The following is a 24358-nucleotide window of genomic DNA, read 5'->3' as shown; positions in this document are numbered from 1 at the left end:
ATGGAAATCCCCGTCAATGCCCTCATGCTCGACCGCGAGACCAAGGCGAGCGAGCGCCCCGGCGACCACAAGGACGAGCTGCGCCTCTGGCTCCGGCTCCTGACCTGCTCGACCCTGATCGAGAGCGAGATCCGCACCCGCCTGCGCGAGGACTTCAAGACGACGCTGCCGCGCTTCGACCTGATGGCCCAGCTCGAAAAATCGACCACCGGCATGACGGTCGGCGAGGTCTCGCAGCGCCTGATGGTCTCGAACGGCAATGTCACCGCCGTCGTCGCGGGCCTCCTCGCTGACGGGCTGGTCGACAAGCGCCCGGCCGCCCAGGACCGACGCGTGCAGGTGCTGACGCTGACCGCCCAGGGCCGCCGGGCCTTCAAGGCGATGGCGGAGCGGCACGAGGACTGGATCGCCGAGCTCTTCGCCGGGCTCGAGCCTGCCGAGACGGCGCAGCTCTTCCATCTGCTCGGCCGCACCAAGGCCTCGCTGCACAACGCCATCGGCCGCCGCCAGAGCGGCACGCCTGATCCGGCGGGAGACCAGACATGACCAGCGCCAACCCCGTGACCCTGCCGCTCGCCGGTTTCACGCCGCAGCATTTCCAGCTTTCGGTCGCCGGAAAGGTTGCGACCGTGACGCTGAACCGGCCGGAGAAGAAGAACCCCCTCACCTTCGAGAGCTATCGCGAGCTCGCGGACTTCTTCCTCGCGGCGCAGAAGGAAGAGGATATCAAGGCCATCGTCGTGACCGGCGCCGGCGGCAATTTCTCCTCGGGCGGCGACGTCTTCGAGATCATCGGGCCGCTGGTCGCGATGGAGACCAAGGACCTTCTGAAGTTCACGCGCATGACCGGAGAACTGGTCAAGACGATGCGTGCCTGCCCGCAGCCGATCATCGCCGCGATCGACGGCATCTGCGCCGGCGCCGGCGCGATCATCGCCATGGCCTCCGACCTGCGCCTCGGCACCGCCGAGACCAAGGTCGCCTTCCTGTTCAACCGCGTCGGCCTCGCCGGCTGCGACATGGGCGCCTGCGCGATGCTGCCGCGCATCGTCGGCCAGGGCCGCGCTGCCGAGCTGCTCTACACCGGCCGCATCCTGCGCGGCGACGAGGCCGAGCGCTGGGGCTTCCTCAACCGGCTCGTCGCCCGCGAGAACGTTCTGGCGGACGCCCAGGCGCTCGCCGCCGAGCTCGCGGACGGCCCGACCTTCGCCAACGCCATGACCAAGCGCATGCTCGAGATGGAATGGGCGATGTCGGTGGAATCCGCGATCGAGGCGGAAGCGGTGGCTCAGGCGCTGTGCATGCAGACCGAGGATTTTGCCCGCGCCTACCACGCCTTCGCCGCCAAGCAGAAGCCGGTCTTCGAGGGCAACTGACATGGTCTCGCTCGGGGATACGCTGGACTGGCCCTTCTTCGAGCCGCACCACCGCGACTTCGCCGGGAAGCTCGCGGCCTGGGCGGATGCGACCCTGCCCGGCCTGCCGCATGACGATGTCGACGCCGCCTGCCGCGCCCGCGTGAAGGCGCTGGGCGAGGCCGGCTTCCTGCGTGCCACGGTTCCGGCCGCCCATGGCGGGCTGCACGCCGCGCTGGATGTCCGCACGCTCTGCCTTGCCCGCGAGATCCTCGCCGCCCGTGACGGCCTCTCCGATTTCGCCTTTGCCATGCAGGGCCTCGGCACCGGCTCGATCTCGATCGCCGGCAGCGAGGCGATGCGGCAGCGCATCCTGCCCGGCGTGCGCGACGGCAAGCGCATCGCCGCCTTCGCGCTCTCGGAGAAGGAAGCCGGCTCCGACGTCGCTGCGATGGCGACATCGGCGACGCCGGACGGCAATACGCATATCCGCCTCGACGGCGAGAAGACCTGGATCTCGAATGGTGGCATCGCCGACCATTACGTCGTCTTCGCACGCTCGGGTGAGGCGCCGGGCGCCCGCGGCCTCTCCGCCTATCTGGTCGAGGCCGACACGCCGGGACTCAGCGTCACCGAGCGCATCGACGTGATCGCGCCGCATCCGCTGGCGACTTTGCGCTTCGATGCCTGCCGCATCCCCGTCGAGAACCGCATCGGCGGGCCGGGCGACGGCTTCAAGGTCGCGATGGCGACGCTCGACATCTTCCGCTCGACGGTCGGCGCCGCCGCGCTCGGCTTCGCGCGGCGCGCCCTGCACGAGACGGTGAGCCACGCGAACGGCCGCAAGCTGTTCGGCGGCACGCTCGGAGACCTCCAGCTTTCGCAGGCCGCCATCGCCGACAGCGCGGCGGAGGTCGATGCGGCGGCGCTGCTGGTCTACCGCGCCGCCTGGACCAAGGATCGAGGCGCGCCCCGCGTCACCCGCGAGGCTGCGCTCGCCAAGCTCGTCGCCACCGAGAACGCCCAGCGGGTCATCGACCGCGCCGTGCAGATCCATGGCGGGCTCGGCGTCACGCGCGGCGTCAAGGTCGAGGAGCTCTACCGCGAGATCAGGGCGCTGCGGATCTACGAAGGCGCCAGCGAGGTCCAGAAGATCGTGATCGCGCGGGACCTGCTGAAAAACATCGACGGACAGAACAAGGGCAAGATCTAGCTCCAGCCCTCATCCTGAGGAGCCGCGAAAGCGGCGTCCCGACGGATGATCGGGGAGACTCCGGAACCAACCGGAGCATTCTTCGAGACGTGCTCCTGGGGGGCGCTCCTCAAGATGAGGGCTGCGGACAAGACAGACGAAGCCAGGGGAACGAGATGGGTACCGCAGATCTCTTGCGGTCGGGACATGTGGACAGCTTTGCGCGGGACAACCTGCCGCCGCGCGAAAGCTGGCCGCGTCTCGACCTCGCAGCCGCCGGGCTGAGCTATCCCGAGCGGCTGAACGTGGTCACCGAGCTGGTCGACCGTCATGTCGCCGAGGGACGCGGCGACCGCCTCGCCGTGATCGGACCGAGCGAAACCTGGAGCTATGTGCAGCTCGCCGAGACGGTGAACCGCATCGCCAATGCGCTCACCCACGATCTCGGCCTCATCCCCGGCCATCGGGTGCTGCTGCGTGCCGCCAATACGCCGATGATGGTCGCCGCCTATCTCGCCGTGCTCAAGGCCGGTGGCGTTGCCGTCGCGACGATGCCGATGCTGCGCACCGGCGAACTGCTCTACCCGATCCGCAAGGCGAAGATCGCGCTTGCCCTCTGCGACCATCGCGTGGTCGCCGATCTCAATTCTGCTCAATCGCTTGCGCCGGAACTCTCGACCATTGTGTCATGGGGAGACGGCGCGCTCGAAGCCCTGATGGCGAAGCCCGGTTACGAGGCGTTCGCCGCCGCGGACACGGCGCAGGACGATGTCTGCCTGATCGCCTTCACCTCCGGCACGACCGGAGAGCCCAAGGGCACGATGCACTTCCAGCGCGACCTCCTGGCGATCTGCGACAGCTATGGCGCGCGGGTGCTGCAGGCCTCGCCGGATGATCGCTTCATCGGCTCGCCGCCGCTTGCCTTCACCTTCGGCCTCGGCGGCATCGTGCTGTTCCCGTTGCGCATCGGCGCAGCCATCGTCCTGCCCGAGAAGACCGCGCCAGCCGATCTTGCGACCGCGATCGAGCAGGACCGGGCCAGCGTCTGCTTCACAGCGCCGACCGCCTATCGCGCCATGCTCGCCCAGGCCGAGGGGCGCGACCTCTCCTCCCTGCGGATCTGCGTTTCGGCCGGCGAGACCTTGCCCAAGGCGACCTTCGAGGCCTGGCAGGCCAAGACCGGGCTGCCGCTGATGGACGGCATCGGCGCGACCGAGATGCTGCACATCTTCATCGGCGCACCGCGCGACAAGATTCGGCCGGGCGCGACCGGCCTGCCGGTCCCTGGCTACGAGGCCAGGATCGTCGACGAGGAGGGCAAGGAAGTGCCCGACGGAACGCCCGGACGCCTCGCCGTGCGCGGGCCGACCGGCTGCCGCTATCTCGCCGACAGCCGCCAGGCTCGCTATGTCGAGAATGGCTGGAACATCACCGGCGACACCTATTTGCGCGATGCCGACGGCTATTTCTGGTACCAGGCCCGCTCCGACGACATGATCGTCTCGGCCGGCTACAACATCGCCGGCCCCGAGGTCGAGGCCTGCCTCATAGCGCACGAGGCGGTGGCCGAATGCGGCGTCGTCGGCGCGCCCTGCCCGGATCGCGGCCAGATCGTCAAGGCCTATGTCCTGCTGCGGCCCGGATTCACTGCCGACGCGGCGATGGCGAAGACGCTGCAGGAGCACGTCAAGGCGACGATCGCGCCCTACAAATACCCGCGCGCCATCGCCTTCGTGACAAGCCTGCCGAAGACGCCTACCGGGAAGCTGCAGCGTTTCGCGCTGCGCGAGATGGCCCGGGCCGAGGCCGCCGACGCATCCTGAAGACCAGACCATTGCAGGAAGACGCCATGTCCAGCGGTGCGCCGCCCTCCGACCTCGCCACGCGCAAGCCCCGCCCCGTCCTGCCGGAGGGCTGGCCGCAGCCGCGCGGCTATGCCAACGGCATGATCGCGCAAGGAAAGGTCCTGACCACGGGCGGCCTTGTCGGCTGGGACGTGAACGGCGTCTTCGCCAGGGATTTCCTCGGCCAGGTCGGCCAGACGCTCGCCAATATCAAGGCCGTCGTCGAGGCCGGCGGCGGCGAGGTCACCGACATCATGCGCCTGACCTGGTACGTCACCGATATCGAGGCCTATCGCGGCTGCCTCGCCGAGCTCGGACCGGTCTACCGCGCCCATCTCGGCCGGCATTTCCCGGCCATGGCGGTCGTCGCCGTCTCTGCGCTGGTCGAGCCCGAGGCGATGGTCGAGATCGAGGCCACGGCCGTGCTGGCTGGCTGAAGACCGGCCTGATCCAGCACCCTCTCCAGGACGGTCATCCCGGACAAGCGGCAAGGCCGCGCCGATGCGGGATCCATGCCTGAGCCTGTCCGCATGATGCTCCAGCATGGGTCCCGGATCTATGCTGCGCTTCGCCCGGGATGACAGGAAAAATGGGGCGCGCAGAAGAATCTCAGATCCCCGCCCCATCCTGCAGTTCGCCAACTCCCTCTCGGCGCCAGAGCCGTTTATGCGCGCGGTGGGCCAGCGGCCGCAGGACGAAATCGCCGACCGCCAGCGTCGCCGCGACGCCGCCAGAGGCGCCGAGCGCGATCGTCGCCCCGGCCAGCATCAGGCTCGACCCGGCCCGCCAGCTCAGGCCGCTCGCGAAGGCGCGGCGCTGGGCCGAGCCCGGCCGGCCGACCTCGTGCGCGAGCGCACGGCGCAAGCGTAGCGGCAGGCTCGTTTCCTGCCCTGTGGCACCTGCCCCGAGCCGCGCCGCCGGTCGCAACTCCTCGACGAAGCCGAAGGCGACGGTCTGGTTGCTCAGCCGCTCGATCAGGATGAAACCGCCGAGCTCGCGGCTCCCCGCATAGTCCAGCACGGCCAATGGCCGGTCGAGCCGCAGCATCGCGAGACCGATCGCGTTCATCGGCAGGTCATCGGCCGGCACTTCGGCGAAGCTCTCGACATCGAGCCTGTGCTGCAATTGAGTGACGCTGGCATTTGCCGTCGCGGTGCCGAGCTTCAGGATGAACTCGGCGCCCTCGCGCAGGGGTGCCTCGCCGGTCCAGAGCAGCCGTGCCCGCAATTCCTGCCGGGCGACAGGGCCATCGGCGAGCGAGGCGATGACGTCGCCGCGCGAGACGTCGACCTCGTCGGCAAGCGTCACGGTGACGGACTGCCCGGCGCTCGCCTGCGAAACCTCGCCGGATGGCGCGAGGATGCGGGCGATCGTACTGGGACGCCCGGTAGGCAGCACTGCGACACTGTCGCCAATGCGGAGGCGGCCCTGCGCGACCATGCCGGCATAGCCGCGAAAGTCGAGATCAGGCCGGTTGACCCATTGCACCGGCAGGGCGAAGCCTGCCTCGTCGCGCGCCTCGGCCGCAACGGTCACAGCCTCGAGGAAAGGCAGCAGCGCCGGCCCGCGATACCAGGGCGTCAGGCGCGAAGCCTGCGTGACGTTCTCGCCGTCGCGGGCCGAGACCGGGATGAAATCGATCGTGCTGAAGCCGAGCCCCGCCGCCATGGCGCGGTAGTCCTGCTCGATCCGGCGGAAGACCGCCTCGTCATAGCCGACGAGGTCCATCTTGTTCACGGCCACAACGATCCGGCGCACACCGACAAGCGAGACGATGAAGGAATGGCGCCTTGTCTGCGGCAGCAGCCCCTTGCGGGCATCGACCAGGATGATGGCGAGATCGGCGGTGGAGGCACCGGTCGCCATGTTGCGGGTATACTGCTCGTGGCCGGGCGTGTCGGCGACGATGAAGCTGCGCTGCTCCGTCGAGAAATAGCGATAGGCGACATCGATGGTGATGCCCTGCTCGCGCTCGGCCGAGAGTCCATCGACCAGCAGCGCGAAATCCGGCGCCTGCCCTTGCGTGCCGAACCTGCGGGAATCGGCATCGAGCGCGGTCAATTGATCGTCGAAGACCGCACCGGCCTCGTAGAGGATGCGCCCGATCAGGGTCGACTTGCCGTCGTCGACCGAGCCGCAGGTGATGAAGCGCAGCAGGGCGCGGGCGCTGCCCTCGGCGTTCTGGCCTTCGTCATTGGCCGGGCGGAATGCGCCCACGGGCGCCGGCGCGCCCCTTGTCTCGGCGAGCGCGCCCATCAGAAATAGCCTTCCTGCTTCTTCTGCTCCATCGAGCCGGAACCGTCATGGTCGATGACGCGGCCTTCCCGCTCCGATGAGCGCGAGGAGCGCATTTCGGCGATGATGTCGGTGAGGCTCGCCGCCTCGCTCTCGACCGCGCCGGTCAGCGGGTAGCAGCCGAGCGTGCGGAAGCGGACCATACGGGTCTCCACCACTTCGCCGGGCAAGAGGGCCATGCGCTCGTCGTCGCGCATGATCCAGGCGCCGTTCCGGTGCACCACCGGGCGCTGGGCGGCGAAATAGAGCGGCACCACCGGGATGTTCTCGAGCGCGATGTAGTCCCAGACGTCCTTTTCGGTCCAGTTGGACAGCGGAAAGACGCGAAAACTCTCGCCTGCCGCCTTGCGCGTGTTGAAGAGCCGCCACGGCTCCGGCCGCTGGTTCTTCGGGTCCCAGCGATGCTGGGCCGAGCGCAGCGAGAACACCCGTTCCTTGGCCCGGCTCTTCTCCTCGTCGCGACGGGCGCCGCCGAAGGCCGCGTCGAAGCCATATTTGTCGAGGGCCTGCTTCAGCCCCTGCGTCTTCATGACGTCGGTGTGCAGGCGCGAACCGGAGCTGAACGGGTTCACGCCGGCGCGCACGCCTTCCTCGTTGATGTGGACGATCAGGTCGAGCCCGAGCCGGCGCGCCGTCTCGTCGCGAAAGGCGATCATCTCCCGGAACTTCCAGGTCGTATCGACATGGAGCAGCGGGAAAGGCGGCTTGCCGGGTTGGAAGGCCTTCATCGCGAGATGGAGCAGCACGGCCGAGTCCTTGCCGATCGAATAAAGCAGCACCGGTTTCTCGCAGGTCGCGGCGACCTCGCGGATGATGAAGATCGCCTCGGCTTCGAGCTTCTGCAGATGGCTGAGCTGGATCACGCCGCGACCTCCGCAGTCGGCTTGGCGCGGACCAGCCGGCCATCGGGGCCGAGATGCAGCCCGCATTCCTTCGCAGCCTCCCCCTCCCACCACCAGCGCCCGGCCCGCTCCGGCTCACCGGGCCGGATCGCGCGGGTGCAGGGCTGGCAGCCGATCGAGAGGAAGCCCTGCTCATGCAGTGGGTTGAGCGGCACTTCGTTCGCCCGCGCGAAGGCGAGCGCCTGCTCGCGCGTCCAGTCGAGGAGCGGGTTGAACTTGATGAGGCTGCGCTCGGCATCGGCCTCCGCAAGTGCGACACCGCCGCGCGCCGCCGACTGATCGGCGCGCAGGCCGGTGATCCAGGCGGCAGCGCCCTCCAGCGCGCGGCCGAGCGGCTCGACCTTGCGTACGCCGCAGCAGGCCTTGCGGGCCGCGATTGAGGCGTAGAAGCCGTTGATGCCATGTTCGCGAACGAAACCTTCGACCTCGTGATGGCGCGGATAGAACGGCTTGATGGCGAGCCCGTAGCGAGCCTCGGTCTGGGCCCAGAGCGAGTGAACCTCGGGAAAGAGCCGTCCCGTATCGAGCGTCACGATCTCGACCGGCAGGCGCTGCGTGGCGATCAGATGGGTGACGACCTGATCCTCGAGGCCGAAGCTGGTGGTGAAGACGAGCCGGCCGTCGATCGTCTCGCAGAGCCCAGCAAGTCTTGCAGCGGCATCCGTCGTTCCGAACGAGACAATCAGCTCCTCGGCCTGATGGCTGAGCGCTTTCACGAGGCCAGATCGCTCGGTCGACCGGGCTGAAACTCGGTTGATACCGTCGCCGCCACACTCCGCCGCCTGCTTCATGGAACGCCCGAATGTTCTGTAAAACGAACATTCTCAATATCCCCGGGACCGCAGAACATCAATTCACAGACGGTAGCGTGAAATTCCATATTTGCCCGGCGATGGAGAAGATCCTCCCGGTCCGAAGCCTCGTCCGGCAGCCTTCGGAACCTTCCGGCGAGGGCCCGCGTTTGATCGGCAAGGCTCCGAACCGGTCGCAAGACGACCGGCGGAGCGACGTGACCGACAGGGGGAAGCCATGACGAAAACAGCCAACAAGGCCGTCGAAAGTCTGCGCAAGGAACAGCGCAAGCAGAAGCAGGAAGGCAATGGCTCGGCCGAGAAGCGGCTCGACGAAGCCCTGCGCGAGAGCTTTCCCGCCAGCGATCCGGCGGCGCCGGTGACGCCGACCACGCCGGGAGCACCGAAGCAGCGGCGGGCCTGATCTTCCCTCGCCCGGTTGCGCCCGTGGCACGCCGATGCCATCTCGATCTGCCATCGTGATGGAGACGGAGCATGCCCGAGCGCGCCAGAGTGGAGGCTTTCATCACCGCGGTCGTCAGCGGGGACCATGTCGGCGCCATCCGCGACTTCTATACCGAAGGCGCCAGCATGCAGGAGAATCTCGGCGAGCCTCGCCGGGGTCGCGAAGCCCTGATGGCGCATGAGGCGAAGGCGCTCGCGCGGCTGGAACGCATGCATACTCATCCGCCTCGCGCCCTGGTGGTCGATGGCGACCGCGTCGTCGTTCATTGGGTCTTCGACGCGATCGGCAAGGATGGCAGTGCGCGACGCCTGGAGGAACTGGCGATCCAGCGCTGGGAGGGCGACCGCATCGCCGAGGAGCGCTTTTTCTACGATACCGCCACGTCCTGGCGCGAGGTCGAAGCGCCAGCCGACGGCAAGAGCCCCAGCTAGAGGCCGCCTCGCCGATCCGATTCCTCGCGGCGCATCGGCGTCCGCCGAAGGCTTCCGGCATTCCGTACAGCTGCGCTCAGAAGGGCGGCGACCGACCGGCCCCTGCCTTAGCGGACGCCGCCGAGCCCGACGGAGAGCTTGTCGCCGATCTCGATGAACTTCAGCGGATTTCGCGCCTGATCAGACAGGCGTGTCTCATAGTGCAGATGCGGCCCGGTCGAGCGCCCGGTCGAGCCGACGCGGCCGATCACCTGCCCGGCTGCGACGAGTTGGCCTGGCTTGACGTCCAAAGCGCTGAGATGGGCGTATCGCGTGGTGACGCCGTTGCCATGGTCGAGCTCGACGAGATTGCCATAGCCGCCGGAGATCTCGGCGCGCAGCACCTGCCCGGCGCCTGCCGCCCGCACCGGCGTGCCGGTCTCACCGCGGAAATCCATGCCGGCGTGCATAGCCGTCTGCCCGGTGAACGGGTCGCTGCGCGGGCCGAAATTGCTGGTCGTGCTGTCATCCCCCTCGAGCGGCCGCTGGAACGGCACGATGGTCGCAAGATCGCGCCAGCGCCCGTAGACGGAACGCGCCTGATTGAGCTGCATCAGCGCGTGCTCGAAGCTGCCCGGCCTGATCGAGGCCGAGAGCGGAACCAGCGGGCCGCCCATGCCAGCACGCGCCGCCGGCAGCTTGACCTTGGCCGGATCGAGGCCGATCTCGCCCAGCGCAACCCTGACCTCCTGGACCCGGCCGACGAACTGCCGCCCCAGCCCGGCAATCTGCTGTGACTGGCCGTTTTCGACACGGTCGAGCGACTGGCCGAGCAAGGTGATGCGCTGATCGAGGGACAGGGCCTCGCTCGCCTTGACCTGCGCCGCAACCTGGCGGCGCTGCTGCGCCAACACCGCCGGATTGACCTTGTCGATGATGCTGGACTCGCCAGCGAACTGATTGCCGCCGGGCGCCTGCGCCCCGCCCTGAGGCAGCACCGGCCCGACCGCCTGCCCTGCGAGCGCCCCCAGCAGCGCCTGGCGTGCCTCGAGTTCGATCTGCCGGGTGATCAGATCGGCAAGATGGTCCTGCGCGCCGCCCCCGGCGGTGGGTGCCTGCCCCGGTTGCGCCGGAACACCGGGCGAGGCGCCCTGCGCCATGATCGCGCCGACCAGGCGGCGCTGCAGCGCCTTCAGTTTCTCGTCATAGCTGCTCTGCAGGAAGGCCTGTTCCTGCTCCAGGGCGGCGACGCGGCCTTTTTCCCGATGAAGCAGATAGCCGGCCGTGCCGGCGGCGAGGCAAGCCACGATGGCGATCGACCAAGGCAGCAGGCCGCCACGACCGCGCGAGGAACCACCCGAGCCAAAGCCCCGCCGCCGCGGCGGTTGACCAAGCCCGGTCTGCGGGCTGGACGCCGGCGCGACGGCCCTCTCCTCGTCGCGCCGCTTCAGTCGAACGGGTTGCATGACCCTGGTTCCAATACACGGCTGCCAGATCGCGCTGTCGGCGAGCCACGGTGGCGTGACGCGAAGCGAGGCGGCGTCACCATTATCGAGCATAAGTATAGTGCAAACAGAGGGTTGCCGCGATAGTCCCGGCTCGCCAATGCCGTCCCTCCGTCAGACGCAGACGTAGCGAAACTCGCCATTCTCGACGCTGACGCTCGCCTCGGTGAGCGGCCTCTTTTCCAGCTGCAGGTTGAGGATGCTGCGCGAGAGCACCGGCAGCATCGAGTTGGTGATGATGTTGTCGATCATGCGCCCGCCCGAATCCGGGTCATTGCATTGCGCGACGATGTGCTCGACCACGGCATCGTCATAGGTGAAGGCCGCGCCGTGATTGTCGCGCAGGCGCTTGCCGATGCGGCCAAGCTGGAGCCGCACGATGCCGCCGAGCATCTCGCCGGAGAGCGGGTAGTAGGGGATCGTCACCAGGCGCCCGATCAGCGCCGGCGGAAAGACCTTCAGCAGTGCCGGCCGCAGCGCCAGCGCGAGCGCCTCGGGATCGGCCCGGCTCGCCGCGTCGCCAGCCAGGCGCATGATCTCGTCGGTGCCGACATTCGAGGTCAGGATGATCAGTGTGTTCTTGAAGTCGATACGCCGGCCGGTGCCGTCCTCCATCTGTCCCTTGTCGAAGACCTGGAAGAACAGCTCGTGCACATCGGAATGTGCCTTCTCGACTTCGTCGAGCAGCACCACCGAATAGGGCTTGCGGCGCACCGCCTCGGTCAACCTGCCACCTTCGCCATAGCCGACATAGCCGGGAGGCGCGCCCTTCAGCGTCGAGACCGTATGCGCCTCCTGGAACTCGCTCATGTTGATCGTAATGACGTTCTGCTCGCCGCCATAGAGCGCCTCCGCCAGGGCGAGCGCCGTCTCGGTCTTGCCGACCCCCGACGGGCCGCAGAGCATGAACACGCCGATCGGCTTGTTGGGGTTGTCGAGCTTGGCCCGGCTGGTCTCGATGCGCTTGGCGATCATCGAGATGCCATGCCCCTGCCCGACCACGCGCCGGTTCAACGTCTCGGCCAGATGGAGCACGGTCTCGATCTCGTCCTTGACCATGCGGCCGACCGGGATTCCGGTCCAGTCGGAGACGACGGAGGCGACGGACTGCTCGTCGACATGGGCGTAGATCATCCGGTTGGCGGGATCGATCTCGCCGAGCGAACTGAATTTCTCCTTCAGGCTGGCACGCGTGGCCTCGGGATCGGCGGCAGGGTCTGCCTGCGCCTCGGCATCGGCGGCGGCGGCCTCCCCGGCTGGCTTCTCGCCGAGCTTGCCGCGCAGCAGCGTGATCTCCTCCACCAGCGCCAGTTCGGACGCCCAGTCGGCTTCCAGCTTCTCGAGCTTCGTCTTCAGCGCAGCGCTTTCCTCCTCGATCTTGCCGAGGCGCTCGTCGGTCGCATCGCCCAGATCCTGATCGGCGATCAGCGCCGCCCTTTCCTTCTCCAGCGCCGCGAGGCCGACGCGGGCATCCTCGATCGCGGCCGGAACCGCAGTCTGGCTGATGGCGACGCGAGCGCAGGCGGTGTCGAGCAGGCTCACCGCCTTGTCGGGCAATTGCCGCGCCGGGATGTAGCGCGAGGAAAGCTGCACGGCGGCGACGATCGCGGCGTCGGAGATGCGGACCTTGTGATGCTTCTCCATCGGCCCGATCAGCCCGCGCAGCATGGTGCAGCAGCGAACGACATCGGGCTCGTCGACCTGCACCGGCTGGAAGCGCCGGGTCAGCGCCGGGTCCTTCTCGAAATACTGCCGGTATTCCGACCAGGTGGTCGCCGCGATGGTGCGCAGCGTGCCTCGCGCCAAAGCCGGCTTGAGCAAGTTGGCGGCATCGCCCGTGCCGGCCGCGCCGCCGGCGCCGATCAGCGTGTGCGCCTCGTCGATGAACAGGATCACCGGCGTCGGCGAGGACTGCACCTCGTCGATGACCGAGCGCAGACGCTGCTCGAACTCGCCCTTCATCGAGGCGCCGGCCTGCATCAGGCCGATATCGAGGGCGCAGACCTTGACCCCGCGCAGCGGCGGCGGCACGTCGCCCGCGACGACGCGTTGCGCGAAGCCTTCGGCGATCGCCGTCTTGCCGACGCCGGCCTCACCCGTGAGGATCGGATTGTTCTGGCGCCGGCGCATCAGCACGTCGATGACCTGGCGGATTTCGTCGTCCCGGCCGAGGATCGGGTCCATCGTGCCGGAGCGCGCCTTTTCGGTCAGGTCCTGCGAGAAGCGGTCGAGCGCTGTCGTGCCCTTCGGCCCGTCCGCCTGCTCGGCGCCGGGCGTGCCGGCGGCGCGCAGGCCAGAACCGTCCATCGGCCGCAGGTTCTCCTCCTCCGAGTCCTTCCAGATCTTCGCATGGCCGGCGGCGAGTTCCTCGACCGGGATCTTGCCGAACTCCCGCGAGATCGCGGTCAGCGCGCGCTTCAGCTCCAGCGACTTCAGCGCCGCAACCAGGACATGGCCGGTCCTGATCTGCGTCTCTCCGAAGAACAGGGTGGCGTAGTGCCAGCCGCGGTCGAGCACGTCGACGACGTTGTTGGCGACGCCGGGCATCTCCGTCTCGTTCTTGCGGAAGCCCTCGATGACGCCGCCGATATCGGTCGCGAGCCGGGCCATGTCGAGCCCGTAATGCTGCGCTGTCAGCCCGATATCGGTCGAGCGGCGCTGCAGGATCTGGGCGAGCCAATGCGCCAGCTCGACATTGCGGTTCCCGGCTCCCTTGGCCTGGCGCAGCGCCTGGATGAAGGCTTCGTAGCCGACGCGGTTGAGCTTGCCGGTGACGGCTTCGAGACTGATGTCGGCCATGCCTGTCTCCTATCGTCGGTCTTTTGGGCGAGCGTCCTGAGCATGGGGAGCCTGGCTTTGCCGGCTGCGCTTCTGGCGCATGCGCTCGGCCGGGTGGAAACGCGCATCGCGCCGGAGCGTCCCGTCGGGCACGTCCCAGTTTGGCGAGACCCAGCTCGACCAGCCGAGCGCCCCGAAGCGCCCGAGCTGCATCGGCCTGACCTTGCCGACCGGCAGGGCAAGCTCGACATCCCATTCGAACTGCTCGCCGAGATAGAAGAACACCGCATCGGCCAAAGGCTCGCAGCGGTCGCCATTGGGCAGGAAGCGGTCGAACTGCTCCATGTCGCGGGCGACGATCCGCAGCCGGAACTTGTCCTCGACGCTGTAGACGCTGGCCCCGACCAGGGCATTGCTGCCGAGCGCACAATGCCAGAGGCCGAGCCTGGTTCGATCGGCCGGATCGAAGGCCAGCCACATGCCGACGAACTGCTCGACCTCGACCTCGATGTCGAACAGCCCGGTGAGCAGGCTGCGCAGGCGCGAGGCGGACTTTGCCTGCGCTCCAGTCAGCCCGGCATGGGCGAGTTTTTCGGCATCCGGCACGCTGTCCAGATTCTGGTAGGGCTTCGAGCCGAGGCCGGTCATGCTTCCGACATAGGCGACGAACCGGTCGAGATCGGGCCGGTCATGTTGGGCGATCGGCCGAGAATCCGCCCAGGCCCGAAAGAAAAGCTGCAGGAAGCGGTGGTTGAAGATGTCGAGGAAGCGCGGAAAGGCGTCGTCGCGCGCGATCTGCCAGTGATAACTCTCCTCGGTGGTTGCCAGAGGCAGCGCGCCCTGCGGCCCGAGCAGGCCAAGGAACTTGACGAAGAGCCGCAGCCGCCCCTGCCCGTCCCGGTCCGCCTCCGCGAGCGTCGAGGCCGGGAAGTCCATATAGGCCTGCTCGCCGAGCGCCAGGTACTCGTCGCGACGCGCCGCCACGTCGCCGATGCGCTCGCGCTCGGGGAAGCTGCGCTCGATCCGCCGCAGCACCGCGTAGAAGTCGTGACGCCAGGGTTCGGCCCGCAAGGCTTCGATGAAGGGCGGCTCGACGCGCAAGCCCTCGAGCGCGTCCGGCGGGACCGTATCGTGCTGGGCGCTCACAGAATCCGCCTCGCGCCAGCGCGCGGCGGAAAGCGCATGATCTCGCCGCGCTCGACGGTGCGGATCACCGTCTGGGTGAAGTGGTTCATGGCCGCGTATTCGGCAAGGAAACGGTCGAGCACCGCGCCGAGCAGGAAGACGCCGCTGCCCTCGAAGGCCTTCTCGTCGAATAGAACGGTGACTTCGAGCCCCCGCGCCGCGCCGGTTCCGCCCCGTTGCGGGAAGCGGCGAACGACCGGCCGGCTGTCGACGCTCTTGACCCCGCGGATGCGGCGCTCAATCGCGCCGTCGGCGAGATCGGCGAAAAGCGAGAGCATCTCGCGCAGCGCCTCGCCATTGCGTCCGGCACCGTGCTGGACAAGACCGAGTTGGTTGAGGCTGAGCAGGTTGATCAGGCGCCAGGTGACGACGCCGGTGCTCGCCGTCTCCGAACGCAGCCTGAGCTGCGAGACGATAGGCTCGCGCGGCGGCGTCGGCCCCGCGAGGCAAACGATGTCGAGCGCGACATTGTCGATCAGGCGGAAATCCGCTCCGCCGGTCCCGGTCGGCAAATGCTCGGTGAGGTGACGGTTCGAGCAGAGCGCCCGCACGCTGAGCTCTGCCGCCGAAGTGGCGTCACTGACCGTCGCGGGTTCGGCCAGCGAGATGAACATCTCGGTGCCAACATAATCAGTCTCACGTCCCTCGCGACGCTCAGCCGCCCCGCGGCGGCGCGGCAGCCGGCGTTGCGTATAGAGCAGCCCCTGCGTCGGCGAAGCCCCTTCTGGCGAGGAGTAGAGCGGGTGCACCTTCTGCTTCTCGCGGCCGCCGACATAATGCGCGTAGACATCGAGGATGCTGTGCGGCTCGTAATCCAGCATTCGGCTGCGATCGGGCACCACGTGGTACTCGTGCTCGTTCTTGCGCACCGGAATGCGGTCTGTCGTCTTCTCGAACAGGTTGACGGCCGGCGCGGCATAGAGCGCGAACATCGCGCGCTGCACCGCCGCCGCGAGCCGCGTGTTGACCTCGTTGAAGGCGAAGATCACGTCGACATTCTTGGACTTGAGCCGCGGCATGATCCGCTCCAGGCCGCCTATCCTGAAGCCGAGGAATTTGCGTGGGAACCAGAAATACTCGCGCAGCAGGTCGAAGCCCCGGAACACCCGCGTATCGGCAGGCAACAGGGCCTCGTCCTCGTCGAAGCCGATCTGCTCGAGCGTGCACTCGGCCCCGGAGGTGATCACGGGATCGCCGAACTCGTCGAGATGGCGGAAATAGATCCCGACGCAGTTGGCGAACAACTGCTCGTAGAGAGCGACCGCATCGGCTTCGCCACCGAGAAGATGCACCTTCAGCTCGCGGCATTTGCAGCCGGCAAACCAGCTCATCGGCAGCTTGGCCGCCTGCGCCGCGCCCGGCTCGTCTGCAGGATCGCTGGCGGTCCGGTGGGTCAACGACAGGCGAAGCCCCGAGAGCACGCGTGCGTCGGGCGGCAGGCCCAGTGCCTGCAGCGGCCCGGGCGCGGGAATATACTCGGCCCCCGCCACGTCGAACGGCCAGAGCATCACCTCCGCCCCCAGCCGATAGCGGCAGGCGACGCGCCGGTCGCGCTCGACATAGGTCGCGTCGAGATAGGCCCCACGCGGAACGTGCACGCCCTCGCGCAGCCCCGGATCGGCATAAAGCGGCATCATGCCGGCGAGTAGTGCCGAGGGAGTGGGCGCCAGATAGTTCGGAATCAGCTGTTCGAGCAGGTTGTTGGTGAATTCGGGGAACTCGTGCTTGAGCTTGAGCTGGACCCGCGCCGCAAGGAAGGCGGCTCCGTCCAGCAGTCCCCGAACCATCGGATCCATGCGCTCGCCGACCAGACCGCCGAGCCGCTCCGCGATCCCCGGATACTCCTCCGCGAATTCCTTGGTGTGTTCCTCGAAGAGCCGGAGCTCGCGATTGTAGAAATCCAGGAACTCTTGGTTCATGAGGCGCTATCGGCTCTTGATCGCGATCTTGCCGGTGTCGAGCTCGACATCGGCGACGAACTGAACCGGCACGTCGACCGGCTCGCAATTGAGGTCGGCCCGGACGAGGAAGCGGACCTTCAGCTCGGCCTTGTCGATGCTCTCGTCCCGCTCGACGGCGATGGACTGGCGGATCAGGCGCGGCTCGTAGCCGATGAGCACATCAGCCAGTTCGTCCCGGATCGAGCCGACGCGGTATTCGTCGATGGAACGGTTCGCGATGTCGGGAAAGCCGTGATTGAGCACGGAGCGCCGGACATGCTCGAAACGCGAGAGATCGGCCGAGGATGCGAGGTTGGTCGTGTTGACCAACGCATCGAGATCGACCGCGATCTCCTGCCGCAGCTTCTGTTCGGTGATCGCGGCCCGCGGCGCGGCACGGCGCCCGGCGATGACGCGTTCGCCGCCGGCGTCGCGCAGATCGAGCGGCGTTTTCGCATCCTTGCTGCGATGCGCCTCCCGGAACGCGAACATCAGTGGCGGGCGCAGCCTGTTCTTCGCTCTCGCGTCCATGACCAAGCCCTCCATCCGCCTGCCCGACAATCGGGCATCGCCGCGCCCGAGCCGCAACCTCTGCAAGAGGCTGCAGGAACCGCCTCCGCAAGCTCCTGCCCCTCGTCGGATCGGCCTGTCGCCGACCGAACCGCGGCCGCTGCGGCACCTCTCGGGAAGGCAGCCGCAGCGTTCCCGCGCCTGACGGGCCCCGCCGCGAACGCGCCAGGGCCCGGCCCGTCACTCCTTATTGGCCTTGATGTCCCAGGTCCCGGTCGAGGGCGCGCCAAGCGTGCCGTCATCCTTCTGGAATTTGTACTCGAACTTGATCTTGGCGAAGTTCAGCGAGAACTGGTCGGTCGGCACCGGATTGCCGCCGGTCGAGTCGCCGGACTGGTAACTGGAGACGAGTAGATCCTGCAGGGTAACAGTATAGAATTCCTGCTGATCCTTGCCCTGCTTGCGGACGAACAGAACAGCCTTCTTGATGTGCTTTCCGGAGGCGCAGGACAACATCAACACAGGCGAAGCCTTGCTGACATTGGCCGTGCAATGCAGGTCCTGGAAGCTGACTTTGCCGGCACCGCCGCCGGAACCCGAGGAATGGGTGCCGGAATTGCTCGCCCCCCAGGAGAAGGATTCGATCTCGATCGTTTCCTTGTGCTTGGAATCGTGGCTCTCGCCCTTGATTCCCTCAATCTCGAGCAGGAAGTCGCTAGCCATCTTTCTCTCCAGTGTTTGACCGTCATCTGACGAAGTCGATTGCGACGGCGCATCGCTCGCGGGGTGGCACCGGCGCGCGACCGCTCAGCCCCGATGCGAGCGGGCACGGGGTAGGCACAGGCTGGAGACTTCGCGCGCCCGAAAGCGCGCGACGCCTTATTCCTTTCGCCCAGGCAGGCGCGAGACCAGGCTCAGGCCGATATCCATCCCTTCGAGCTGGAAATGCGGCCTGAGATAGAACTTTGCCGAATAATATCCGGGGTTCTCCTCGTCTTCGAAGACGTCGATGCGCGCATCGGAAAGCGGTCGACGCGCCTTCGTCTCCTCGCTGGAATTGACGGGATCGCCGTCGATATAGTCGGTGATCCACTCCTGCAGCCAGCGACGCAGGGGTTCGCGCTCCTTGGTGGAGCCGACCTTGTCGCGCACCATGCATTTGAGGTAGTGCGCGAAACGTGAGACGGCGAACATGTATGGCAGCCGCGAGGACAGATTGTCGGACGCGGTCGCCGCGACGCCATCGGGCCCGAAGAAGGCCTTCGGCTTGTACAGCGACTGCGCGCCGATGAATGCGGCCTTGTCGGTGTTCTTGCGGTGGATCAGCGGGATCAGCCCCGATTTCGCCAGCTCGGCCTCACGCCGGTCACTGATCGCGATCTCGGTCGGGCATTTCAGGTCGACGCCGCCATCATCGGTCGGGAAGGTATGTGTCGGCAGGTTCAGGACCTCGCCACCCGACTGCACGCCGCGGATACGGGTACACCAGCCATATTCCTTGTAGGCACGATTGATGTTGACGGCCATCGCATAGGCCGCGTTCATCCAGGCGTATTTTTCGCCTCTGTGGCCGTCGGTATCCTCCTCGAAGGCGAACTCCTCGACCGGCTCCGACTTGGCGCCGTAAGGCACGCGCGAAAGCACGCGCGGCAGGCACAGCCCCATATAGCGGGAGTCCGCGGCGTCGCGCAGCGACTTCCAGGCCGCATAATCCGGTGTGTCGAAGACCTTGCCGAGATCGCGCGGATTGGACAGCTCCGTCCAGGCATCCATGCCCATCAAGGTGGGGTCGGCGGCGGCGAAGAAGGGGGCATGGGCTGAGGCCGCGACCTTGGAGAGATCGCGCAACAACTGCACGTCTGTTGCCAGATGGCTGAAGTGGTAGTCGCCGATCAGGCAGCCGAAGGGCTGACCGCCGAGCTGGCCGAACTCCTGCTCATAGACCTGCTTGAAGAGCGGGCTCTGATCCCAGCGGGCGCCGGGGTAGGTCTTGAGATTGCGGTAGAGCTCGTTCTTGCCGACATTCATCACCTTGATCTTCAGCTGCGAGTCCGTCTCGGAGTTGAAGACAAGGTAATTCAGACCGCGCCAGGCGCTCTCGATCTTCTGGTATTCGGGCGCGTGCAGCACCTCGTTGATCTGCTCGGTCAGCTTGGCGTCGAGCCGCGCGATCATCTCCTCGATCGTGTCGAGCACGTCGGTCTTGATCAGCGTCGAGTCGGCGAGCGCCTGGTTTACGAGGGTCGCTACCGCATTCTCGACTTCGGTCGCGGCGCGCTCGGTCTTCGGCTTGAAGCTCTGCTTGAGAACGTTCGCGAACTCGTCCGCGTCCCGCGTCTCGGCTACTGCTCCGCCGGGCTGCTGGATTTGTGTTTCCGCCATGGCCGCCTCGCTCAACCGTTGCCGTTTTGCTTGTTGCCGTCAGCCGACTTCTCGCCGAGCTTGTCCTTCATCGCAGCCATGAGTTGCGGGTCGGCCAGCAACGCCTTGATCTGGTCGCTCGCCGCCATCTTGCCGTCCATGTAGCGCAGCAGGTTGGCGAGCTGCTCGCGCGCCTCCAGCAGCTTCGCAGTGGCCGGAATCTGGCGGGCGATGGCAGCCGGATTGAAGTCGTCGAACTTGGTGAACTTCAGAGCCACCGAGAGCTTTTCACTGCCGTCGCCGCCGAGCTTGTTGGGCACGTTGAAGGCGACACCGGGCTCGATCGCCGCCATGCGCTGATCGAAATTGTCCATGTCGATGTCGAGGAATTTACGCTCGGAGATATCGGGCTTCTCGACGGCGGAAGCGTTGCCGGAGAGGTCGGCGAGGACGCCCATCACAAAGGGCAGTTCGATCTTCTGCTCGGCGTTGTAGGGGTCCTCATATGTGATGTGGACCCGCGGCGGTCTGTTTCGGCGAATGAACTTCTGCCCAGAATCCCCGGCCATGTCAGCGCCCCTTCCTCTAGAGGCATCACGCAAAGGTAGCGTGACACCACGCCAAGTCACCTAGCTCGCTATACCATACACAATTGCCGTCAGCTTGACAGTTCCTGTTGAACTGCTCACGCCGTGCCGATCAGCCATGCAAACCAATCGCGAATTCGTGAATTCGTCGACACCGGCAGGCATGACGACGCCAGTCGCAAGGGGACTTCTCCCGGGCGAGTAAGTATCCGGGAGCCTATTCGTCGACGCTCCTGCGTATGCCTACTTCAGGAAGGATATCGCTCAGCAGCGACATGAAATCCTGTTGCGCGAGCGCGCAGGCTTTATCCATCAGGAGCGGCACAGGGTTCGAGGGCTCGACGAGTCGATAGAAGGCGGCCACTGCCCTCATCCGACTGACGGCCTCGGCGCGGTTCGCGACACTCTGCGCCGCAGCCTCGGAGGCCGACGCGGTCGCGGTGACAGCGACCGGCTCAGTAGCCGGCTCGGGCTCGCTCTCCGCGCCGCCGCGCTCGTGTTCGGTCGCTTCTGCCTCGCTCTCCTCCTCCGAGCTCTCCTGCCAGGCGTCGCTTGGCTGCTCCTCGTAGCCGTCGCCTCCGGAATCCTCGTAATCCTCCGACGCATTCAACCGCTCGAGCGGGAGCTGGAAGCGCGGCTCGGTGCCGATCTCGAGGATCGCCTTGTCGACATGCTCGGGAAACATGATCTGGATCACCTCGATCAGCGACTTGCCGATCAGCCGCTGCGCCTGTCCGATCAGCAGCACCGCCGGGCTCGAAGGCTCGGAGTGGCGGAAATAGGCGAGGCAGGCGGAAAGCGCGGCACGCGCCTCCGGCACGGAGGCGCAGGCGCCGGCCGGCAGGACAAGCGGCGCCAGCGAAACCGCGGCCGGAGAGCCGGCATCCGCAGCAGGCTCGCCCGTCTCCTGCGGAGCACTCCGGCCGGCAAAGGGTTCGAGAAGGCTGATGATCTGGCCGACCAGGGCCGAAAGACGCGGAAAGCTCAGCGCCCCGCCGCCTCCCGCCCGCTCGTTCCAGATCGCGCGGATCTGGGCTATCGCTTCGCGGATCGCCACGACTTGGTCGAACCCCGCCTTCAGCTCCGCAGGGTTGTGTTTGGCGAGTTCGTCGAGCGCGGCCTGGATCGCGCCCCCGTCAGGGTGCTGCTCGGTCTCGTCAGGCTGGATCGCACCAGTGGCGACGAGCTGACTGCGGAAGACCAGCGGGCCGATCCGCTTGCTGGTCAGGAGCGGCGCATGCTGCAGCGGCAGCACCACCGTGGCGAGGTCGTCGAGACTCTGCAGCGCGGCCTCGCGCAGGGTGAGACTCTCCCCCTCGGCACGGGGATGCACCTCCTTCCAGTATTGCGAGAGATGACCCGCAATCAGGTCAAGGCAAGCGGAAAAGCCGGGGATGTCGCGGTTGAGCAGGCAGAGCTTGCCGGCCAGCACCAGCACGCGAATGTCGCGGCTGAGCTTAAGGACCTTAGCGATATCGGCGAAGGCGACAGGGAAATCGATCGCCGACCGCTCGAAATAGGATGTCGGCAGCATCACTTCGAGATGCGCAATGATGTTGGTGAGGTCCGCGTCTTCTTCGGGATCCGGGCCGCAAGGGCCATCCACCAGAACCGGCCCGGCCAGATCAGCGAAGTTCAACGCCGCCATGAGCCCCCTCGGTCAAAATGCGGACGCCACGCGGCGCCGGCACGAGCACTCGTCAATCGGCCTGAATCCGGGTCTCGACGCGGCGATTGTCCCCCGAGAACGGATCTGCGGCGATCGGCTTGCTCTGGCCGTAGCCGCGCGGCACCAGCTTGGCGGCGTCGACGCCACGCAAGCTGAGATAGTTGACCACGGCCTTGGCGCGCCGCTCGGACAAGTTCAGGTTATAGTCGGCCGAGCCTCGGGCATCGGTATGCCCTTCGACCAGGAAGTTGTTCGTCGCCAGTTGCGGATCCTTCAACGCCTTGGCGAATTCGTCGAGATTGTTCTTGGCCTCGGGCTCGAGCGCATCGGAATCATACTTGAACTTGACGACGAGATCGAAGGCTGCCGGCGGCTTCACGGCATGGCCGGCCTTGTTGCATTCAGCCTCCGTGCCGATGCAGAGCCCGCGCGAAACGCCGAGACTGGGCTTTCCACCTCCGAAATGCTTGATGATGTCGTCCGCCTTGTAGCTCTGCGACAGTGCCGGCAAGGATGAAAACGCCCAGCCTCCCGCAGCGAAAACGGCGCCGACACACACAATGGCCTGCTTGCGCACCGTCTTCCTCCCGTTTAATTTCACGCTGGCGGTTGAAGACTTACGGCGTGGACTATGACTCGCAGCCTCCGCTGCGTCAATGTCGTCTCCAAGCACAAGCCACGAGGTTTCGTTGATGCCCGCCGAACTTCGTCAGTCAAAAAGACTCGCCTCATTTACGACTCCTCTGGGGCAAGACTTCTTTTCACTTATCAAGTTCGAGGCCCGCGAGGCTCTTAGCGAATTGTTCGTCTATCAGGTCGAGGCGACGAGCACGACTGCCAATGCCGATCTGCAAAGCATCATCGGCGAGAAATGCGCCGTCAAGATGACTTTAAAGAACGGGCAGGACCGTATCTTCAACGGCGTGCTGGTCGATGCACAATGGCTCGGCCGCGAGAACGACATCGACAGCTACCGTTTCATCCTGCGGCCCTGGCTCTGGCTGCTCTCACAACGCTCGGATTGCCGCATCTTCAAGGACAAGACGCCGATCGACATCATCAAAACGATCTTCGGCAAGGAAGCCAAGGCGAGCTTCGACGACCGCGTCAGCGACAAGCCGACCGCGATCGAATACTGTGTCCAGTATCGCGAGACCGATCTCGACTTCGTGCTCAGACTGCTCGAGAAGTACGGGATCTATTACTATTTCAAGCACACGGACAACGATCACCAGCTCGTCCTGTCCGACGCCCGCTCCTCGCATGATCCCGTTACGGCCGCCGCCGAGCCGACCTTCGCCGGGGCCGGCACAGACTACCCCTTCATGCCGAAGGATGGGCGACAGCGCCGCCAGATCGAGCACATCACCCAATGGTCGACGCTTCGGCGCCTGCGCACGGGCAAGATCGAGCTCAAGGACTACGATTTCGAGAAGTCGGCCGCCGACCTGACTGCCAAGGCCGAGGAAGGTTTCGCGCGCAGCAAGGCCTATGAGAGCTACGACTATCCCGGCGCCTATCTCGACCGGGGCAAGGGTGAGCGCTTCGCCAAGGTGCTGGCCCAGGCCGAGCAGGCACAGGACGACCGCCGTCAGGCCATGGGCGAGGCGCCGAGCCTGCATCCGGGCTCACTGATGAAACTCGGCGTGCACCCGGTCGGCTCCGAGAACGCCGAATATCTCGTGGTCCGCGCCACACACAGCTTCGGGGTCCAGAGCTACCGCTCCTCGAAGCGCGCCGACGATGCCATCTATCAGGGATCCTACGAGTTCCAGAAGGCCGACAAGCGCTTTCGCGCGCCCCTCCTCACGCCTTGGCCAACGATCGTCGGACCCGACACCGCGAAGGTCGTCGGGGAGAAAAACAAGGGCGAGGAAGGCGATATTGACGTCGACAAGTTCGGCCGGGTCTGGCTGCGCTTTCACTGGGATCGGGAGAAGGATTCGACTTCCTGCCGCGTCCGCGTCGGCCAGTCCTGGTCCGGCAGGAACTGGGGCGGTCAGATCATCCCGCGTATCGGACAGGAGGTCATCGTCGAGTTCATCGAGGGCGATCCCGACCGCCCGCTCGTCACAGGCACGGTCGTCAACGACCTGCACATGCCGCCCTACGATCTGCCGGGCAGCAAGACCCAGTCCGGCCTCAAATCGGAATCGACCGACGGCGGCGGTAAGCGGGGCAAGTTCAACGAGATCAAGTTCGAGGACCTCGCCGGCAAGGAGGTCTTCAGCATGCAGGCTGAGAAGGACCACAAGACTGTGGTCTTCAACAGCGAGACCCGCGATGTCGGAGAGAAATTCGAAGGCGGAGCGACCGATTTCGCCCGCACTACCCAGATCATGGGCGGCAGCGACAAGCTGCACGTCAAGGACGGCAAGCGCTATGTCGAGGCCGCCCTGGAGATCAAGCTGGTCTGCGGCCAGAGCACCATCACCATGACGCCGACCGACATCACGATCTCGTCGCCGACAATCAAGGTGACCAGTACCATCAAGACCGAGGTCCACGCCGACGCGACCACGATCGTCACGGGCGGCATCGTCAAGATCAACTGAGCAAGGTGCAACC

The 24358-nt window shown here is 66.4% G+C and carries 21 protein-coding genes; 8 read left to right on the top strand and 13 right to left on the bottom strand.

Annotated elements, in window-relative coordinates; translation table 11 throughout:
* The 5 genes from AC1REK_RS10405 (at nt 1) to AC1REK_RS10385 (ending at nt 4828) form a co-directional block, all read left to right on the top strand.
* On the top strand, nt 1-546 hold the full coding sequence (locus tag AC1REK_RS10405) for a MarR family winged helix-turn-helix transcriptional regulator (protein ID WP_492268098.1): 546 nt from the start codon (nt 1-3) through the stop codon (nt 544-546).
* Nucleotides 543-1376, top strand: coding sequence for an enoyl-CoA hydratase family protein (locus AC1REK_RS10400; RefSeq protein ID WP_492268099.1), 834 nt, complete (start codon nt 543-545; stop codon nt 1374-1376). Before AC1REK_RS10405 ends, AC1REK_RS10400 begins: the two co-directional genes overlap by 4 nt.
* Before the next feature lies 1 nt (nt 1377).
* Complete coding sequence (locus AC1REK_RS10395; RefSeq protein WP_492268100.1) at nt 1378-2568, top strand: acyl-CoA dehydrogenase family protein; 1191 nt, start codon at nt 1378-1380, stop codon at nt 2566-2568.
* A 155-nt stretch (nt 2569-2723) separates the two neighbouring features.
* The gene (locus tag AC1REK_RS10390; protein ID WP_492268101.1) at nt 2724-4370 is read left to right on the top strand and encodes a benzoate-CoA ligase family protein; all 1647 of its coding nucleotides are present in this window, start codon (nt 2724-2726) and stop codon (nt 4368-4370) included.
* A gap of 26 nt (nt 4371-4396) precedes the next feature.
* The gene (locus AC1REK_RS10385) at nt 4397-4828 is read left to right on the top strand and encodes a RidA family protein (RefSeq protein ID WP_492268102.1); all 432 of its coding nucleotides are present in this window, start codon (nt 4397-4399) and stop codon (nt 4826-4828) included.
* Nucleotides 4829-5000: 172 nt separating this feature from the next.
* Here the strand turns inward: AC1REK_RS10385 and AC1REK_RS10380 are convergent, their stop codons facing one another.
* From AC1REK_RS10380 to AC1REK_RS10370, 3 genes are read right to left on the bottom strand one after another with little or no spacing between them, the layout of a single operon-like run.
* Entirely contained in the window at nt 5001-6647 is a 1647-nt protein-coding gene (locus AC1REK_RS10380; protein WP_492268103.1) for a sulfate adenylyltransferase subunit 1, read from the bottom strand.
* Entirely contained in the window at nt 6647-7615 is a 969-nt protein-coding gene (gene cysD / locus AC1REK_RS10375) for a sulfate adenylyltransferase subunit CysD (RefSeq protein ID WP_492268104.1), read from the bottom strand. Before cysD ends, AC1REK_RS10380 begins: the two co-directional genes overlap by 1 nt.
* Entirely contained in the window at nt 7546-8304 is a 759-nt protein-coding gene (locus tag AC1REK_RS10370) for a phosphoadenylyl-sulfate reductase (RefSeq protein ID WP_492268105.1), read from the bottom strand. Before AC1REK_RS10370 ends, cysD begins: the two co-directional genes overlap by 70 nt.
* A gap of 313 nt (nt 8305-8617) precedes the next feature.
* Here AC1REK_RS10370 and AC1REK_RS10365 point away from each other — a divergent pair, with 313 nt between their 5' ends.
* Complete coding sequence (locus AC1REK_RS10365; protein WP_316020836.1) at nt 8618-8803, top strand: hypothetical protein; 186 nt, start codon at nt 8618-8620, stop codon at nt 8801-8803.
* A 71-nt stretch (nt 8804-8874) separates the two neighbouring features.
* Nucleotides 8875-9276: a nuclear transport factor 2 family protein gene (locus tag AC1REK_RS10360; protein ID WP_492268106.1), complete on the top strand. Its 402-nt coding sequence runs from the start codon at nt 8875-8877 to the stop codon at nt 9274-9276.
* A gap of 107 nt (nt 9277-9383) precedes the next feature.
* On the opposite strand, the gene AC1REK_RS10355 is transcribed toward AC1REK_RS10360, so the two are convergent.
* The 10 genes from AC1REK_RS10355 to AC1REK_RS10310 all read right to left on the bottom strand — a co-directional run bounded on the left by AC1REK_RS10355 (nt 9384) and on the right by AC1REK_RS10310 (nt 22301).
* Nucleotides 9384-10721, bottom strand: a complete 1338-nt coding sequence (locus AC1REK_RS10355; protein WP_492268107.1) for a M23 family metallopeptidase — start codon at nt 10719-10721, stop codon at nt 9384-9386.
* 153 nt (nt 10722-10874) lie between these two features.
* The gene (gene tssH / locus AC1REK_RS10350) at nt 10875-13559 is read right to left on the bottom strand and encodes a type VI secretion system ATPase TssH (protein WP_492268108.1); all 2685 of its coding nucleotides are present in this window, start codon (nt 13557-13559) and stop codon (nt 10875-10877) included.
* 9 nt (nt 13560-13568) lie between these two features.
* A complete protein-coding gene (tssG, locus tag AC1REK_RS10345; RefSeq protein ID WP_492268109.1) occupies nt 13569-14684 on the bottom strand; it encodes a type VI secretion system baseplate subunit TssG in 1116 nt (371 codons plus the stop codon).
* Complete coding sequence (tssF, locus tag AC1REK_RS10340) at nt 14681-16642, bottom strand: type VI secretion system baseplate subunit TssF (protein WP_492268110.1); 1962 nt, start codon at nt 16640-16642, stop codon at nt 14681-14683. The genes tssG and tssF overlap by 4 nt, the downstream gene beginning before the upstream one ends.
* Nucleotides 16643-16648: 6 nt before the next feature.
* Nucleotides 16649-17194 carry a type VI secretion system baseplate subunit TssE gene (locus AC1REK_RS10335; RefSeq protein WP_316020830.1) on the bottom strand — a complete coding sequence of 182 codons (546 nt, stop codon included), beginning with the start codon at nt 17192-17194 and terminating at the stop codon, nt 16649-16651.
* A 219-nt stretch (nt 17195-17413) separates the two neighbouring features.
* A complete protein-coding gene (locus tag AC1REK_RS10330; protein ID WP_316020829.1) occupies nt 17414-17896 on the bottom strand; it encodes an Hcp family type VI secretion system effector in 483 nt (160 codons plus the stop codon).
* 156 nt (nt 17897-18052) lie between these two features.
* Nucleotides 18053-19555: a type VI secretion system contractile sheath large subunit gene (gene tssC, locus AC1REK_RS10325; RefSeq protein WP_316020828.1), complete on the bottom strand. Its 1503-nt coding sequence runs from the start codon at nt 19553-19555 to the stop codon at nt 18053-18055.
* An 11-nt stretch (nt 19556-19566) separates the two neighbouring features.
* Nucleotides 19567-20103: a type VI secretion system contractile sheath small subunit gene (gene tssB / locus AC1REK_RS10320; RefSeq protein WP_316020827.1), complete on the bottom strand. Its 537-nt coding sequence runs from the start codon at nt 20101-20103 to the stop codon at nt 19567-19569.
* Between the two features lie 235 nt (nt 20104-20338).
* The gene (locus AC1REK_RS10315; protein ID WP_492268111.1) at nt 20339-21769 is read right to left on the bottom strand and encodes a type VI secretion system protein TssA; all 1431 of its coding nucleotides are present in this window, start codon (nt 21767-21769) and stop codon (nt 20339-20341) included.
* A 52-nt stretch (nt 21770-21821) separates the two neighbouring features.
* Nucleotides 21822-22301: an OmpA family protein gene (locus AC1REK_RS10310; RefSeq protein ID WP_492268112.1), complete on the bottom strand. Its 480-nt coding sequence runs from the start codon at nt 22299-22301 to the stop codon at nt 21822-21824.
* A gap of 145 nt (nt 22302-22446) precedes the next feature.
* Here AC1REK_RS10310 and AC1REK_RS10305 point away from each other — a divergent pair, with 145 nt between their 5' ends.
* On the top strand, nt 22447-24345 hold the full coding sequence (locus tag AC1REK_RS10305; RefSeq protein WP_492273792.1) for a type VI secretion system Vgr family protein: 1899 nt from the start codon (nt 22447-22449) through the stop codon (nt 24343-24345).
* Nucleotides 24346-24358: the final 13 nt, after the last annotated feature.

The sequence above is a fragment of the Allobosea sp. GW823-FHT02B03 genome, assembly GCF_058797755.1.
Note: the sequence above shows the minus strand (reverse complement) of the source record. Positions and strands in the feature narration are given on the sequence as shown.